We start from the raw sequence: 16,190 nt of genomic DNA, 5'->3' as shown, positions 1-16,190 counted from the left end.
CGCGGGATGGAGCAGCCCGGTAGCTCGTCAGGCTCATAACCTGAAGGTCGTAGGTTCAAATCCTACTCCCGCAACCAAAATCACTACACAATATCAATATATTACACACCGTGCCCGAGCGGGCTTTTGCGTTGCGCCATCACAACTGGAAGCACCGTGGAAGCAAGCAGTACGAGAAAAACACTGTGACGGACCCGTAACAGATAATGCCAACCCGTAGGAAACGGGCAGCAATGTTGGTTACGCACCCTCGCTGCCTGGCCCGCTCAACGTGAGACCCTTGGCGTTGAAGGAGGCGAAGGAATACCATGATCCTGTGTTAGGTCGGCTAGGTGCCAAGGGACTGCAAGGCCCGAAACACCGGGTGGAAGAGCTGAAATTGATTTAGACATTCTTCCCTAAGACCTGCCTGGGTTACGGTGGGTTGGGCGGTAAGATCCGTCCAAACGGTAAGCCCCTTGCGGCGTAGAAGGTCCAGATGGGGGTGATCACTCGCATAGCCTGACGGTCCGCGCTTCAACTCGGGCTCGCTGATCCTGACATTCTTGGCCGTAAGATCATTGATGATTGCCATGAGATCATTGCCCGCTGGTCCTGCTACGCCGGTCCGATACCTCTCTAGGGCTGCTTTTACATATTGGAAGACGCCGCACCCAAGGGACAGGCAATCCGGGGACAGCCCGAAATGCCAAAGCGGGGGCTGATCTCCGCAATCCCCGGGTATGAAAGACATGCGCAGATGAGGATTATAGGGTGTCTTGTCGTTTGAGAACCGCACGTCTCGATGAATACGATAGATCTTGGCCGAATGGGGCATGTGCGTCATCTCGGCCAGCGCCTGTGACATCTGGGCCGCAAATTGTTCTGCGGGCTGTTTGATCGCTGCCTCATAGATCTGTTTGTTGGCGTGAAACCACTCGCGTCGATTATTGGCTCGCAGATCAGAAAGAAACTCAAGGGCCTCGGGCGAAAAGCAGCGGAACTGATCCATCATCTTCTCCTGATATTCAACTTTTCGGCGGCAGGCTGGCGGCGTGCGCCAGGCACAGGCTCAGCCAGTCACCCAGCGCAGCCGGATCGCAGTTGGCCTCGTCTACAACGACAAACCCACCGAGTTTTCGCTTTCCGTGGACAATCGGGTTTGCAAACGGATTAGAAAGCGCCTCGGTCTCTTTGGCCTTGCCGACACGGAACATGAACCGTCCAAACCCGTCTTTGTCGCTGCGCGCGCCGCACAACATATTGCCGTTCAGAAAAAAGCAGGTGCCACCCATCATCCGCATTTCGGAAATTCCAATATGCGCCTCGAGGGCGAGGCGCATACGTTGGTTCAGGTGTTCATCATTTGGCATCAGACTGATCCCGCCAACTGCCAAAGAATTGACAGGGACAAGACCAGCATCACCAATGTTGTCAGTGCGGCACCGATCACCCGACCTTTGCCGTCGGGGGTGGAACGCAGGCTGACATAATGCACGGCGCGGGCCACCAACAGCACAAGACCGCATCCCCCGACCAGCCAGTCTGAGGCACCGGCAATCTCCGCCCCCGCCAAAGCCAGCAGGGCCAGTGGAACATATTCAGTAAAGTTCCCATGTGCCCGAATCCGCCGCAGCAGCTCGTCGTCATCCCCGTGCAGCAGTAAAACTCCGGTCTGGGATCGTCTGATGCCTACAAGAATTCCCATCGGAATACTCATAAGCACAAAGATTGCTGTCACAAGCAGAGCGATTTGCGGTGTGTGTTCCATGGGAATTCTCCTGTCTGCCCAAGATTAAGACGCCATGCTTTCATAAGTAATCAACGCAAACCGTGCGCCCTGTGGGTCGTTCAGAGTGGCCATCCGGCCGACCCCGGGCATATCTATGGCGGGTTGCAAGACTGAGGCTCCCTCTGCAACTGCGGCTGCTAGGCTGTTATCGACATCAGCAACCGTAAAATAGATCGTCCAGTTTCCATCCGTCTCGGGCATGGGCGAGAACCCTCCGATTGGCGTTTCACCAACCACCGCGGCGGCATAGCTTGACCCGTCCTGCATCGGCATCTCGTTAATGTTCCAGCCCAGCACATTTTTGTAGAATTGCTTGGCCTTGGTCTGGTCTGGCCCGGAATGCCCGATCCAGCCCGAGTTTCCAACGGTGGTCATGTCCAGAATGCTCATCTTTATCTCCCTTTGATTGCCCGCTGCATGCGGGACTGAACAAAGGACGCGTGAGGATCGGCCTTTCCTACAACTGGTTCAAATCTTTTTCACAGGCGGCGATTTCTTTCAGTACGGCCACACGTTCCGGTCCCGTCGGGCCAAGGTTCAATACGCGGTTAAGGGACTGGATCGCGGCGGGAAGATCGCCGATCTCTCGCAACATTGCCGCGCGCAAGGCATGGAACCAGCGATAAGACGCCAGATCATTCGCCACGGCATCCAACGCAACAAGCGTGCGGCGTGGGCCATGAACCCTGGACCCGGCGGCGATCTGGTTCAGGCGGATGACAGGTGAGGGCTGGAGGCGATAGAGCGCGGCATAATGCGCCTCGATCAGAGACCAGTCGGTATCTTCTGTCGATTGGGCATGCGCATGAACGGCGGCGATTGCGGCCTGAATACCGTAAACACCCACTTGGTTCAGCCGTTCGGCCTTTTGCATCAGGGCTGTCGCTTCGGCGATGTTGGCCTTGTCCCAAAGGGCCCTGTCCTGATCTTCCAGGGCTACAAGATCACCTTGATCGTCTAGCCGTGCTTCACGACGGGCATGTTGCAGAAGCAACAGGGCCAGCAGTGAAATCTGCTCGGCCATCGTCGGGAACAAGGCAACCAGCAGCCGGGCCAGACGTATCGCCTCATCGCATAGTTTGAGCCGGATTTGCACCGGGCCACCCGAGGTTGACCAGCCTTCGTTGAACATCAGGTAGATCATCAAAGACACTTCGCCCAAACGCGCAGCCCGCTCCTGTGGCGTGGGTGTTTCAAAAGCGACAGAACTTCCTGCGATCCTTTTCTTGGCGCGGGTAATTCGCTGTTCCATTGCCTTTGTACTGACAAGGAAACCACGGGCGATTTCTTCCACACGCAACCCGGCAACAATTTTTAGGGCCAGCGCAATCTGGTCTTGCCGGCTTAGGTCCGGGTGACAACAGATGAACAGCAGGCGCAGAACATCGTCGCGCAGCTCGTCCGGATCTGGTGGGTCAACAGCCATGGAATGAAATTCTTCCCTGTGGCGGGTCAGGATTGCGCTGTGGCGTTGGGATTTGCGCAAACCATCCAGCCCGGCATTACGGGCGGTGGTCAAAAGCCAAGCCAGCGGATCGCGCGGCGCGCCTTGTTTGCGCCATACGGTCAGAGCCTTTAGACAGGCTTCGGCAAATGCATCTTCGGCAAGATCGATGTCCCGGAAATACCGCGTCAGGGCAGCGATGGCCTGCGGGCGTTGCTGCAAGAACGTGGCCTCTAGCCAATCCGACACGCGGTCAATCCAAGGTCATCGACCCGCCTGCCCAGGCGGCGGGGCGGACCTCAAGCCGGGCAACAGGTGACGAGATCATTCGCGCATGTTCAAGCGCCTCATCCAGATCGTTGAACTCGGCCAGATATAAGCCCAGAAAACTTTCTTTCGTCTCAGCGAACGGGCCGTCGACGATCATAGGTTGCAGAGTCTCGGCAGCCGCGGGTTCGACTGTGACAGCCGTAGTCGGGGGCATCAGTTTGACGGACAGGAAATCCCCGCGCTGCCTGAGGGCATTCTGTAGCACCGTATGTCCTGCCATGACATCGTCCTGACGGTCTTGTGGCAACGCTTCGAATACACCCGCCTGACCATAGATCGAGATTGCATAGATCATTTTTACCTCCGCGATGTTGGTTTCATCCTGCTAGGACGCGCGAGCCTTTGCAAATCCGACACTCATTTCACCGATCTGCACAGTTTCTGCAGATCTTCTGCACCCGAGCTTCCCGACCTTTGGGTCAAACCAGTCCCTTAAAACACAAGAGGGAAGAAATGGCGCAGCAACTTATAATTTCTGGAGTTCCGAATTCTGTGGCGCTGGACGCTTGGTGGCTGTCGGAAGAGACGGTGATTTCAGGCACCAAGGGCCCGCCGGGTTCAACCCCGGCGTTTGCCACCGATGGTCGCGCATGGCGCGTGATCGGGTTTATCTTGCTGGTCGCGCTGGCGGATTACCTGTTCTGGGGACATCAGGCGGGTGTGTCTCTGGCGGTCTTTGCTGTGGCGGTCTTTTTGTGCGGCCTGCCCGCGGATCGGTCTGGCAAAGGGGTGCTTATGCCCGCAACGGTTTTGGTGCTGAGTGTTTTGCCGGTCGTGGATTTCGTTCAACCATTATCGGTCGCGTTTCTTTTGTCCGGGCTCGTCCTTGCGATTGTCTGGGTCAGGCACCCGAAAAGCCAGGTTCTGGAACTGCTTTTGCTGGCGCTGGGGTTTCTGACTGATCTTCCAAAGAATTGGCTTGGCCCGGTCCGCGCGATACCCGGCCTGAAAACCACGATTGTCAACGATGCCGGAGGCGGCTGGACGCGGGTTCGGCAGTTCCTGCGCAACTGGGGTCTGCCGATTGGCGGGACGATGGTTTTTGTTACCCTGTTGGCCGAGGCGAACCCGGTATTCCAATCCATCGTCACCCCGGATATCGCCTTTGGCCACCTGCTGCAGCGCGCCCTGTTCTGGGGAGGGATTGCGCTGATCATCTGGCCTTTTGTCGATAACCAACCGCTTCGCGGACTGAACCCGCGACCATTCGCAGGCCCTCAGACAATCCCCGGCCTCAACGGTGGTTCGGTCTTGCGGGCGCTTTGGGTGTTCAATGCACTGATTGGTGTTCAGACTGTGCTGGACCTTTCGATTCTGCTGGGCGGGGCCTCATTGCCCGAGGGGATGAACTATGCATCCTATGCCCATCGCGGCGCATATCCGTTGCTGGTAACGGCGCTGCTGGCCGGTGCATTCGCCCTGGCAGCGCGGCCGTTTCTGGATGAAAATCGGGTGCTGAAACCGCTGATGGTGTTGTGGCTGGCACAAAATGTGGCTCTGTGCGGTGCGGCATTGATGCGTCTGGATTTATATGTCGGCACCTATGGCCTGACCTACCTGCGTATCTATGCGCAGATCTGGATGGGTCTTGTAGCCGCGGGTCTGGCGCTGGTTGGGTGGCAAGTAGCGTTCAGGAAATCCAATAGTTGGTTGATCGCGCGAACCGGCATTCTGAGCGTTCTGGTCCTCTATTGCACCAGTTTTGTGAATTTTGCCCATGTGATCGCGACCCGAAACCTGAAACTGTCCGAACCGGACTATGCCTATCTGTGTTCGTTGGGGCCCATGACCGGGATGCATATCAGCTACGGGTATCCGAATTCGCTGTGCTATTTTGAAGCTGACCCGATCAACAGCTGGCAGGAATGGGGCTTTCGAAAGTGGCGTCTGTCCCGCTATGGTGCCGATCTGAGCAGTATCGGTCCGGGTATATGAATATCTTAGTTGTCGATGATGATCCGCGGTTGCGTGAAGTTGTGCGTCTGGGGCTGGAACGCGCTGGCTACAGCGTTTCGACCGCCGCCAACGGTCAGGAAGCCGTAATCAGCACGTTTCGCGACGAACCGGACCTGATCGTTCTGGATGTTGGCCTGCCCGAACTGGATGGCTTTGCCGTATGCCAGAAAATTCGAACCCGTTCGGACGTCCCGATCCTGTTCCTGACCGCCCGCGATGATGAGGTCGACCGGATTCTGGGGCTGGAGCTTGGGGCCGATGACTACGTGACCAAGCCTTTTAGCCCGCGCGAACTGGTGACGCGGGTCAAGGTGATCCTAAGGCGCACCAATCGCATTTTGGCGGCGCCGGGAAATCTGCGGCACGGCCCCTTGACCTTGGACCGGACCGCAAGACTCTGTGCTTGCCACGACACGGAAATTGCCCTGACCGGTACTGAGTTTCAGATCATGGTGATGTTGATGGAAACACCGGGTCGTCTTGTTCCCCGCACGGCCCTGATTGCCGAGATTTGGGGCGCGCGCAGCCAGGTCTCGGACAGGACCTTGGACAGCCACCTTCGGAACCTGCGGAACAAATTTGCGCAGGTTGGTTTGTCGGACTCGGTGGAAACCGTACATGGTCAGGGTATCCGGATGAGGAGGCTGGGGTGACCCGGCGCTGGCGGCCTTCCTTGGGATTTGTGCTGGGCGGTGCGTTGGTCGGAACCTTGGGCCTTTCTTTCGCGGGTCTGGTGGCTCTGCGTTATCTGGGGCCAGAATTCGGATTTCGGAACTCTGCTTTGGTTCTGGGCGGGGTGATCTTTCTGGCTACGTCGGGGCTGGGTTGGTTGCTGGTGCGCCTGCTGCTGCGCCCGATCAAAGCCCTGCAGGCCTATGCCGGGGCGCAAGAGGCGGGTACCCAGGCGGCCTCAATCCAGCATTTCGGCACCAAAGAGCTTCACCAGACCGCAACTCAGGTCGTCACCATGGCCGAGGCGCTGCGTGACCGTGAGGCGACCATCCGGTCTTATACCGATCACGTCACGCATGAGTTGAAATCGCCGGTAACCGCAATCTGCGCGGCGGTTGAGATGCTACAGGACACCCCGGATGGCAGCGATGACTCCAAAGCCCTAATCGCGCAGATCGACGGGGCGCGTCAGCAGATCGAAACCCAGCTTGCCGCGCTTCGGGATGCCGCCCGCGCGCGCGAGGCCCGATATGTCGGGGCAAGCACCCTGCGCGATGCGTTGCCTGGGGCGCCTCCACTTGAGCTAAACCTGTCCGGGGCGGATGAGGTCGCATTCCCGATCTCGGCCGAGGGGTTGCGGATCGTTCTGGGCCATATTCTGCAAAATGCCAAAGATCATGGGGCCAGCGCGGTTGATCTGCGCGCCTCAGAGGCTGGAAACACGGTTATCCTGACCGTGTCCGACAATGGTGCGGGGATATCGCCCGGTAACGCCGACCGCGTGTTCGATCCGTTCTTTACAACCCGCCGGGAAAGCGGCGGCACCGGGATGGGGCTGGCTATTGTCCGCAACATCCTGTCGGCCCATCGCGGAGACATCGCAAACCACCCCGTCCCACAGGGCGCGCGGTTTGATCTGAGTTTTCATCGGCTCTGACCTGCGCAGATAGGCGTTACTGCGCCGGAAGCGGAAGGCATCCGGGCAGCCCCGCTGGCAGGACCAGCCGTGCCCCTTGACGGTAAAGCGATTGGGCAAACCCGCTGCTCTCTGATGTGACCGTCACGCTGATCCCGGATGATCCGATGACCGCCGCGTCATCGGGCAGGTTCTGCATCAGACTTTGCGAGGGAAAGACCACGACATAGGCCGGGGCCTCATCCGTTATGAACGCGACGACCACCAGAACCGACAGCCATCCAAGCACCATAAGGGGGATGGCTGTCAGGAGTGATCTAATAGTCATGGATATGCTCAAGCGTCAGGCTGTCCCCCTGGATCTGGCGCAGACGCTGAGAGAGGTCCGGAACCTTGACCAGTATCAGATGACGATAGTCCCCGAACCCTTGTCGTTGGGCGCTGAAGATTGCATCCGGCGCAGTTGGTTGATCCGACAGGGCGGTGAACAGAATGTCGTCATTGCCGGCGATCTCAACAATCTCGACCCCCGCGCTGGCCATTTCCGCCATTAGGTTGGTCAGGGTGCGGTAGCGCGGCGTTTCGATCTCAACTCCGTTTGGGCCTTGCGCGATAACATTCACACCGGGATAGGCCGACAGGCTGTCCGCGCTGACTCCGGTGACGATCATCCGCAGCGTCAGTTCATCCGCGCCGACCTGCGCGACCGCCTGTTCGATCACGCCCGCATAGGCCTGTTTGGTACCGTATTCCAGACCCAGCGCAATCGCTCTTTCCTTGTCGCGCAGGGTGCCGCTGTTTTGGTCGCTTAGTCTCTGGGCGTCGTCGGCGAAGGGCCATTTATACCAGGGAACCTGTTGCAGGAACGCGGCATAGGCGGCGGCCTGCTGTGCCGACACATCATCCAGCGGCGCCCGTTGCGAGCCCCGCAAGACAGTGGCCAGCCGACCGAGGGTTTCTTCATAGGCGGCCTTCAGCGCCAGTTCAGCGGAAAAGCTGGCCCCGATCACATAGACCATTTGTTTGGTGGCCCTATCCACCTCTCCCAAGGCCGAGGCGTTCCGGTTCAGATCGCAGAGCGACCCCCAAAACCCGGTGATACTGCTCCAGAACCCGTAATCATGGGGGTCCTGAGTGCGCAGAACCTCGGCGTAATCCTCGTAGGCGTGGACAATGTGCCATTCGGGATAGGTCATCAGCGTGCGGGTTTCGGCCCGGTGATGTGCCGGGTCGATCAGCGAGGCATAGGCCAGCGGCTGATCCGCGCCACGACAGCTTGTTTCCACATAAAGGATCGGAGCAGCCAGCGCGATCCCGGCAAGGATCAACACCAGAATCAGCCGTTTGGTCCACCACAGCAGGAACCTCATGCGGTGTGTCTCCGGTCCCGCAGCCCGGCCCAGGCGGCAACGCCGCCAAGCGCAAGATGCGGCAGGTTGGCAAACAGGCGGGGCAGGGACAATTCCGGCCCGGCCGATGGGTTTGTAAAGATACCCAGATCAAGATAGCCATAACCGGTGAAAAACCCGAACACGCCGTCCCCCAGATAAGCCAGCCCGAACAGGATCAGAAAGCTGCGAGCCGCGCGGTGTGACAACAGCCCGGCAATCAGCGCCCAAAGGGCCGAGGCCACGTGCAGCGCATCGTCATAGATATCCAGTGCGAAAATGCCAAAGGCCAGACCATCCTGATCCGTCAGGCCGGGAATATAGTTCAGCGATGCCGCAATCATCAGCGCGACAAAGTAAACCAGACAGAGTTTTTGAAGGTTGCTCATAGACTCCCCAGATAGCTGTCCCAAAGGTTGTTCCGCAGAACCAGTTGCGGATCAAGCTCTCGTTTTGCCTGCGCAAACTCTTCCGCATTGGGGTAGGCTGCAGTCAGTTGATCCAGTGTCGCATGTGGCCTGTACGGCAGGTAATAGGTTCCGCCAATCGCCACGATCCCGTCGATCAGCGCCCGGGTCATCCGCGCCATGTCGGCTTCGCCGCGTTCGGTCAGCTCCTGGCTGAACGACATGACAGCGGCGATCCGCGGTTCGCTTGCATAGGACAGAACGGCCTGATCGTCCTGTGCGACATAGCGCAGCGTAACGTTCAGAAACTCTTGATACGAGGCCGGAATTACCGCGCGACACACTGATAAGAAATCGTCGAATGCATCGAACCCCACGAAATACTCGTGCAGGATGTCGGTCCGGTCCGGATCGCGGTCGTCCAGAGTCACAACCGGTTCGTTGATCAAAGTGTTCCGCGTCGCCTCACCCGAACCCAGCGCTGGGCCCAGCCGTGTTTCATTCCACCAACGGAAGGATTTGAAGGGCTCGCTGCCCAGTTGAGCCCGGTACAGACGGCTGGCCGCATGCGACATCCACCCCGACCCGGACGCTGGTGGCAGGTCCGACTGGTCTGAGCCTTCGCGATATGTCACCAATAGCGCTTTCTCGAAAAACGCATCGCGTTCAACATTCAGGCGGCCATAGGCCATTGTGACCGCCGGGTCGTCAATCGCCGCACGAAAGGCCGAGACAAACGCTCCTGCTTCCAGAATGTCGAAACCCGGCGTCAGGCGTGAATTTGGAACCATCTCGACCTCAAGGTCCACGATCACGCCGATCAACCCGTACCCGCCCATCGCCAGATTGAACAGCTCGGCGTTCGCGGTGGGCGAACAGGTCACCAACTCACCCGAGGGCAGGATCATGCGCAACGATCGGATCGTCGCCCCCATCGGGCCAAAGGGAACTGGCCAGCCATGTGCATTGACCGAATAAGTGGCGGCGACACCGAAATCATTATTTGACTGCATGACTTTGGGGGACCAGCCTGCGGGATCAAGCGCTGAGATGACCTGTGACCAGCGGGCTCCGGCATGGGTCAGATAGGTCCCGGCTGAACCGTCGATCTGAACCGATCCATTGTCAAAGGTAATCGCTGTGCCGTTGCGGGGAATGGCTTGCCCACCCATGGAGTGCCGCGCGGCCCCAATGTTGACCGGGCGTCCTTCTGATCTGGCCTCCGAAAGCTCTTGCCGGATGGCGGCGATCAGCGTGTCTCCGGGGTCATCGCTGAGCACCAGATGTTTGTGGATCGCTGTCGGTGACAGTCCGCTGGCGTCATTCATCACTTTGTCGCCGGTTTCCGCAAATGTCCTTCTTGTGCCTTCATAGACAGGTAGGCCCGGTCCCAGCCACCGTGACGCAACCCATCCTGCCAACCCTCCGCCGGCAAACAAGGCTGCCCTTCTGGTAAATGTTTTCATCTTTCGATTTCTCCCGAAGTTAACTGGGACATCTGATCAAGAATGATTTTAAGCGCAGTTTGAAATTTCTGCGGGCCTCAATCCGGGGTATGTGCCTGACCCCTGCCAAGGTGTCCATTTGGGCATCGGGTCAAAGAATGTGCAAGTCCATGGCCTGCTGTACCGGCGCAAAGGTGTCCTAGTTGCCCCAGATCAGGCCGACGGGTACCTGCAGCATGGCGATCCGCCGTGGTCAGCAGATTCGGGCAAGGTCCAAGGACCAGTTTTTTGACCGCAAGTGGCTCGAAACTTGGCTTCATTCCCGGAATGTTCAACCGGATGGCATGTTTTGCAAACTGCGGAAATCCGTACTTGTAAGACGGTCAGCGGTCACAGCTTGGCGTAAGCTTTCCGCTACGTAAGTTCATGCGCGCACGGCAGATTTGCGTCGGGGCATCCGCCAAACTGCCGTTTTTATGCTCAATCAGGTGTTGCAACTGTAACGATGATCTGGATGATCAGGACCACCAAGGCCGTAAAAATGGTCTGTCGTCCAAAGGGCGATGTTAACAAAAAGGGGAGTTACAAATGATTCTAAGAAACCTGATGATCGCTGCAAGTGCGACGGCGCTGATGGCGGCGGGCGCTTCGGCGGAAACGCTGCGCTGGGCGCGGGCCGGTGATGCGCTGACGCTGGATCCGCATTCGCAGAATGAAGGTCCGACGCACACCGTGCGACACCAGATTTACGAGCCTCTGATCATCCGCGACGTGACCGGTGCATTCGAGCCCGCGCTGGCGACCGAGTGGGGCCCCAAGGCCGATGACCCGAATGTTTGGGTCTTCAAGCTGCGCGAAGGCGTGAAATTCCATGACGGTGCGGACTTCAACGCCGAAGATGTGGTGTTCAGCTTTACCCGAGCCAAGCAACCTAATTCCGACATGAAAGAGCTGATCGGTTCGATCGTCGAAGTGCGCGCAGTTGACGATTTCACCGTCGAGATTGTCACAGATGGTCCGAACCCGATCCTGCCGTCGAACCTGACAAACCTGTTCATTCTGGACAAGGGCTGGGCCGAGGCGAATGACACCGTCAATGTTCAGGATTTCGAAGGCGGCGAAATCACTTATGCCACCACCAATGCCAACGGTACGGGCCCCTATGTTCTTCAAAGCCGCGAGCCTGACATCAAGACGGTGATGGTGCGCAACGACAACTATTGGGGCATCGACCAGTTCCCGATGGAAGTGACCGAGATCATCTATACCCCGATCCAGAACGCTGCGACTCGCGTTGCGGCGATGCTGTCGGGTGAGGTGAACTTCCTCCAGGATATGCCAGTGCAGGACATTGAACGCGTCAATGGTGTCGACGGTCTGATGGTCAAGCAAGCCCCGCAGAACCGGGTGATCTTCTTTGGTATGAACCAGGGTGCCGACGACATCGAGGCGGATAACGTGGACGGCAAGAACCCTCTGGCCGATGTGCGGGTGCGTCAAGCGATGTCGATGGCGATTAACCGTGATGCGATCAAGCAGGTCGTGATGCGCGGCCAGTCGCAGCCTGCAGGCATGATCGCACCGCCCTTCGTGAATGGCTGGACCTCTGACATGGACGGCGAATCCTCCACCGATCTGGCCAAGGCCAAGGAACTGATGGCAGAGGCAGGTTATGGCGATGGCTTCTCGCTTCGGCTGGACTGCCCGAATGATCGGTACATCAACGATGAAGCCATCTGTCAGGCGGCTGTTGGGATGCTGGGCCAGATCGGCGTGACCGTGAATCTGGACGCCAAGCCAAAGGCACAGCATTTCCCGCTGATCACCGATGGCAAGACAGATTTCTACATGCTGGGTTGGGGTGTGCCGACATATGACTCGGAATACATCTTCAACTTCCTTGTTCATGGACGCGAAGATGACATCGGCACGTGGAACGGCACCGGTTATCAGGACGATGCGCTGGACGGGAAGATCAAGTCGCTTGCCTCGAATACCGATCTTGACGCTCGGAATGCCGACATCGCCGACATCTGGCGGGTTGTGCAGGACGAAGCGCTTTACATCCCCATTCATCACCAAGTTCTGAACTGGGGCATGGCCGACGGTGTGGGCATCGAAGTGGATGCCGAAGATCAACCCAAGGTCAAATACTTCACTCTGAACTAAGCCATTCAGATCAGTGATTTGGCAGGGCGCGGTATCGCGCCCTGCCTTTTGCGCTATTGTTAAGCGCAACACCGCATCGCGGGGCAAAAAAGGGAGATTTCGCCATGACCCTCAGGAACAGCGCTATTGCTTTGGCCTTGCTGGCCACCACCAGCGTTCAGGCCGCCGAATTCAAATGGGCCTCGACCACTGACCCGCAGACGATGGACCCGCACGCGGTCAACTCGGCCCCGGTTCTGGGGTTTCTGAACAATGTCTACGAGGGCCTCGTGCGTCGCGACAAGGACATGAGCGTTCAACCCGCGCTGGCCGTCAGCTGGGAGACGATTGGCGACGGCGAAGGCTGGCGCTTTAACCTGCGCGAGGGCGTGACCTTCCATGACGGCAGCAGCTTTGATGCGCAGGACGTTCTGTTCAGCTATCAGCGCGCCTCGGGCGAGGCGGCGGATACCCGCAGCTGGTTCGCGCCCATCAGCGAGGTGATCGTGGTCGACGACTATACGGTCGATTTCATGACGACTGCGCCGAACCCGTTATTCCCATCCTCAATCGCCAACTGGATGATCATGGATCAGGGCTGGGCCGAGGCCAATGACGCAGCGGTGCCCGACAAAGAGGTCGGGAATTACGCCACCCTGAACGCCAACGGCACAGGCGCCTTCAAACTTGCGGCACGAGAGCCCGGCCTGCGCACGGTTCTTGAGCCCTTTGACGGCTGGTGGGATCAGGCCGACCATAACATCACAAGTGCTGAGTTCACTCCGATCCAAAACCCGGCGACAGCGGTTGCAGCCTTGTTGTCAGGCGATGTGGATATGATCAACCCTGTGCCTATCCAGGACGTCGCACGCCTGAAGGAAAACGGCGATATCGAGGTTATCCAAGGGATCGAGGCCCGCGTGATCATGCTGGGGTTCGATCATCAGGCCGAGGCGCTGAAATACACCGACGATGCGGGCAAACCGAACCCATTCCGCGACGCGCGCGTCCGCAAGGCGGTAGCGCAGGCGGTGAATGTGGATGCCATTCTGGCGACTATCATGCGGGGCAATGCCGAAGCGGCCTCGCAACTGGTTAGCCCGGCGATGAGCGGCTATTCGGCGGCAAACGCAGACCGCCCCGCCTTTGATGTCGATGCCGCCAAGACGCTGCTGGCCGAGGCGGGCTATGCGGATGGCTTCTCGTTCGGGCTGAAATGCCCCAATGACCGCTATCTGAATGATGAGGCGGTTTGCCAGGCGGTCGTCAGCATGCTGGCCCAGATCGGGATCACGGCGGAACTGGATGCGATGCCGGTCCGCAACTACTGGCCGGAACTCAGGGAAGGCAAATACGATATGTACCTGCTGGGTTGGAGCCCCGGTACATTTGATGCCGAACACCCCGTGCGCTTCCTTGTTGCCACCCCAAACGAAGAGAAAAAGCTGGGCAGCTGGAATTTCGGCGGATTTTCGAACGCGCGGGTGGATGAGCTGCTGCCGATGATCCAGTCCGAGTTGGATGCGGGCAAACGGCAGGCGATGCTGGATGAGGTCACGCAGATCATTCAGGACGAACAGGTCTATGTGCCGATGTATGTGCAACCTCTGGTCTGGGGCACACGCAGCAATGTCGAACTGACGCAGCGCCCGGACAACTTCTTTCTGCTGCGCTGGGTAACGGTGAACTGAAACCGGGGCGGGGCCAGAAAACGCTAGCTTGCGTTAGCGGTATCTTGACCACACCGCCCGGGCCTGCATAGACAGTCCGATCAACGAGGAAAACGAATGTTCGCTTATATTGTCCAAAGGATGTTCCAATCCGTGATCGTGCTGCTGATCGTGGGTCTGGTTGCCTTTTCGATGTTCCGCTTTGTCGGTGATCCGATCGACAACATGCTGGGGCAGGAACGTACGCAGGCCGATATCGACCGGCTGCGGTCCGATCTTGGTCTGGATCAGCCGTTTCCGGTGCAATATTTCAAGTTCCTGCAAGGCGCGGTGCAGGGCAATTTTGGCGTGTCCTACCGGCAAGGCCGACCGGTTTCGACCATCATTGCCGAACGCGCCCCCGCGACATTGGAGCTGGCCTTTGTGTCGGGGTTTCTGGCCATCACCCTTGGCATCGCGCTGGGCGTTTTCACAGCGATCCGACGACAGGGGGTGGCGGCGAATATCATCATGACCGTGTCGCTGATTGGGGTTTCCTTGCCGACCTTCCTGATCGGGATATTGCTGATCTATATATTCTCGGTCGAGTTGGATCTTTTACCCAGCTTTGGGAGGGGCGAGACCGTTATGATTGGCGGTTGGTCCACGGGGTTCCTGACGACCTCGGGGCTCAAGGCGCTGATCCTCCCGGCGATCACGCTGGGCCTGTATCAGATGACGCTGATCATGCGGCTGGTGCGGTCGGAAATGCTTGAGGTCCTGCGTGCCGACTATGTCCGTTTTGCACGTGCGCGTGGGCTGTCGGACCGGGTGATCAATTTTCGCCACGCGCTGAAAAATACGCTGGTGCCGGTGATCACCATCACCGGGTTGCAGCTGGGCTCGATCATCGCCTTTGCCATCATCACCGAGACGGTGTTTCAGTGGCCCGGTGTGGGCCTGCTGTTCATAAATGCGATCCAGTTTGTCGATATCCCTGTTATGGCCGCCTATCTGATGCTGATCTCGGTCATGTTCGTGTCGATCAATCTGATCGTCGATCTTTTGTACTATGCCATTGACCCGCGCCTGCGTGTCGACGCGAGGGCCACATGACCGATACTTCTGAAACTTCGAGACAAGTGCCCAAATCACGACTGGCCCAGTTCTGGGACAGCGATTTCGCATGGTCCTTCCGTCATTCACCCGTGGCGATGGTTGCCTCATTTGTTGTGGTTCTGCTGGTGCTGGCGGCAATATTGGCCCCGCTGATTGCGCCGCATAACCCGTTTGATCCGGCAACGCTGAACCTGATGAACGGATTTACACCGCCGGGCACGCCGAATGCCTTTACGCAGGACACGTTCCTGCTGGGCACCGACGATCAGGGGCGCGATGTGTTCTCGACCATCCTCTATGGGATGCGCATATCCCTGTTTGTCGGCGCTGCGGCGGTGCTGCTGGCGCTGATCATCGGAGTTGTTCTGGGGCTGGTCGCGGCCTATTTCGGCGGCTGGGTCGAGACGCTGATCATGCGGGTCGCAGATGTGCAGCTGACCTTTCCGGCCATTCTGGTCGCTATGCTGATCTTTGGCATCGCCAAAGGCGTGACCCCACCCGAATATCGTGACGAGATGGCGATCTATGTACTGATCATCGCCATTGCCCTGTCCGACTGGGTGCAGTTTGCCCGGGTCGTCCGCGGTGCTGCGTTGGTGGAAAAGAACAAGGAATACGTGCAGGCCGCCCGCCTGATCGGGCGCGGTTCTTTCCCGATCATGTTCCGCCACATCCTGCCCAATGTACTCAGCCCGGTTCTGGTCATAGCCACGATCTCACTGGCGCTGGCGATCATTGCCGAAGCCACGTTGAGCTTCCTCGGCGTAGGGGCACCACCAACCCAGCCGTCATTGGGCACGCTGATCCGCATCGGGCAGGGCTTCCTGTTCTCGGGTGAGTGGTGGATCTTGTTCTTCCCGGCCTGCACCCTGTTGGCGCTGGCCCTGTCTGTGAACCTGCTGGGCGACTGGCTGCGCGATGCGCTGAACCCCAAGCTGCGGTGAT

The 16,190-nt window shown here is 58.4% G+C and carries 17 protein-coding genes and 1 tRNA gene; 8 read left to right on the top strand and 10 right to left on the bottom strand.

What is annotated here, in order from left to right; translation table 11 throughout:
* A tRNA-Met gene (locus AC2FIP_RS15745) sits at positions 1–77 on the top strand.
* 251 nt (positions 78–328) lie between these two features.
* Here AC2FIP_RS15745 and AC2FIP_RS15740 read toward each other — a convergent pair.
* The 6 genes from AC2FIP_RS15740 to AC2FIP_RS15715 all read right to left on the bottom strand — a co-directional run bounded on the left by AC2FIP_RS15740 (position 329) and on the right by AC2FIP_RS15715 (position 3,840).
* Positions 329–991, bottom strand: a complete 663-nt coding sequence (locus AC2FIP_RS15740; RefSeq protein ID WP_496787145.1) for a DUF2461 domain-containing protein — start codon at positions 989–991, stop codon at positions 329–331.
* Positions 992–1,007: 16 nt separating this feature from the next.
* A complete protein-coding gene (locus AC2FIP_RS15735; protein ID WP_496787143.1) occupies positions 1,008–1,352 on the bottom strand; it encodes a TfoX/Sxy family protein in 345 nt (114 codons plus the stop codon).
* Positions 1,352–1,750: an MAPEG family protein gene (locus AC2FIP_RS15730; RefSeq protein WP_142638448.1), complete on the bottom strand. Its 399-nt coding sequence runs from the start codon at positions 1,748–1,750 to the stop codon at positions 1,352–1,354. The genes AC2FIP_RS15735 and AC2FIP_RS15730 overlap by 1 nt, the downstream gene beginning before the upstream one ends.
* 24 nt (positions 1,751–1,774) lie before the next feature.
* A complete protein-coding gene (locus AC2FIP_RS15725) occupies positions 1,775–2,161 on the bottom strand; it encodes a VOC family protein (protein ID WP_496787142.1) in 387 nt (128 codons plus the stop codon).
* Positions 2,162–2,228: 67 nt separating this feature from the next.
* On the bottom strand, positions 2,229–3,464 hold the full coding sequence (locus AC2FIP_RS15720; RefSeq protein ID WP_496787141.1) for an RNA polymerase sigma factor: 1,236 nt from the start codon (positions 3,462–3,464) through the stop codon (positions 2,229–2,231).
* 4 nt (positions 3,465–3,468) lie between these two features.
* The gene (locus tag AC2FIP_RS15715) at positions 3,469–3,840 is read right to left on the bottom strand and encodes a YciI family protein (protein ID WP_142638441.1); all 372 of its coding nucleotides are present in this window, start codon (positions 3,838–3,840) and stop codon (positions 3,469–3,471) included.
* 158 nt (positions 3,841–3,998) lie between these two features.
* Between AC2FIP_RS15715 and AC2FIP_RS15710 the strand changes: the two genes are divergently transcribed.
* The 3 genes from AC2FIP_RS15710 to AC2FIP_RS15700 are packed head-to-tail and all read left to right on the top strand — an operon-like array spanning position 3,999 to position 7,110.
* Complete coding sequence (locus AC2FIP_RS15710; RefSeq protein ID WP_496787139.1) at positions 3,999–5,480, top strand: DUF4153 domain-containing protein; 1,482 nt, start codon at positions 3,999–4,001, stop codon at positions 5,478–5,480.
* A complete protein-coding gene (locus tag AC2FIP_RS15705) occupies positions 5,477–6,154 on the top strand; it encodes a response regulator transcription factor (protein WP_496703008.1) in 678 nt (225 codons plus the stop codon). The genes AC2FIP_RS15710 and AC2FIP_RS15705 overlap by 4 nt, the downstream gene beginning before the upstream one ends.
* Positions 6,151–7,110: a sensor histidine kinase gene (locus AC2FIP_RS15700; protein ID WP_496787138.1), complete on the top strand. Its 960-nt coding sequence runs from the start codon at positions 6,151–6,153 to the stop codon at positions 7,108–7,110. The genes AC2FIP_RS15705 and AC2FIP_RS15700 overlap by 4 nt, the downstream gene beginning before the upstream one ends.
* A gap of 16 nt (positions 7,111–7,126) precedes the next feature.
* Here AC2FIP_RS15700 and AC2FIP_RS15695 read toward each other — a convergent pair whose 3' ends face one another.
* From AC2FIP_RS15695 to AC2FIP_RS15680, 4 genes are read right to left on the bottom strand one after another with little or no spacing between them, the layout of a single operon-like run.
* The gene (locus tag AC2FIP_RS15695) at positions 7,127–7,417 is read right to left on the bottom strand and encodes a hypothetical protein (protein WP_496787136.1); all 291 of its coding nucleotides are present in this window, start codon (positions 7,415–7,417) and stop codon (positions 7,127–7,129) included.
* Positions 7,407–8,459, bottom strand: a complete 1,053-nt coding sequence (locus AC2FIP_RS15690; RefSeq protein ID WP_496787135.1) for a hypothetical protein — start codon at positions 8,457–8,459, stop codon at positions 7,407–7,409. The genes AC2FIP_RS15695 and AC2FIP_RS15690 overlap by 11 nt, the downstream gene beginning before the upstream one ends.
* Entirely contained in the window at positions 8,456–8,866 is a 411-nt protein-coding gene (locus AC2FIP_RS15685) for a hypothetical protein (RefSeq protein WP_142638430.1), read from the bottom strand. The genes AC2FIP_RS15690 and AC2FIP_RS15685 overlap by 4 nt, the downstream gene beginning before the upstream one ends.
* Positions 8,863–10,350 (bottom strand): FAD-binding oxidoreductase, encoded by a 1,488-nt coding sequence (locus AC2FIP_RS15680; RefSeq protein ID WP_496787134.1) that lies wholly within the window; start codon positions 10,348–10,350, stop codon positions 8,863–8,865. The genes AC2FIP_RS15685 and AC2FIP_RS15680 overlap by 4 nt, the downstream gene beginning before the upstream one ends.
* A gap of 567 nt (positions 10,351–10,917) precedes the next feature.
* Between AC2FIP_RS15680 and AC2FIP_RS15675 the strand changes: the two genes are divergently transcribed.
* From AC2FIP_RS15675 to AC2FIP_RS15660, 4 genes are all read left to right on the top strand, one after another.
* A complete protein-coding gene (locus tag AC2FIP_RS15675) occupies positions 10,918–12,498 on the top strand; it encodes an ABC transporter substrate-binding protein (protein WP_496689884.1) in 1,581 nt (526 codons plus the stop codon).
* A gap of 104 nt (positions 12,499–12,602) precedes the next feature.
* A complete protein-coding gene (locus tag AC2FIP_RS15670; RefSeq protein ID WP_496787132.1) occupies positions 12,603–14,168 on the top strand; it encodes an ABC transporter substrate-binding protein in 1,566 nt (521 codons plus the stop codon).
* Between the two features lie 96 nt (positions 14,169–14,264).
* Positions 14,265–15,242: an ABC transporter permease gene (locus tag AC2FIP_RS15665; RefSeq protein ID WP_142638424.1), complete on the top strand. Its 978-nt coding sequence runs from the start codon at positions 14,265–14,267 to the stop codon at positions 15,240–15,242.
* The gene (locus AC2FIP_RS15660; protein ID WP_271950952.1) at positions 15,239–16,189 is read left to right on the top strand and encodes an ABC transporter permease; all 951 of its coding nucleotides are present in this window, start codon (positions 15,239–15,241) and stop codon (positions 16,187–16,189) included. The genes AC2FIP_RS15665 and AC2FIP_RS15660 overlap by 4 nt, the downstream gene beginning before the upstream one ends.
* Position 16,190 lies beyond the last annotated feature (1 nt).

The organism is Ruegeria sp. CDSB114, assembly GCF_059611025.1.
Note: the sequence above shows the minus strand (reverse complement) of the source record. Positions and strands in the feature narration are given on the sequence as shown.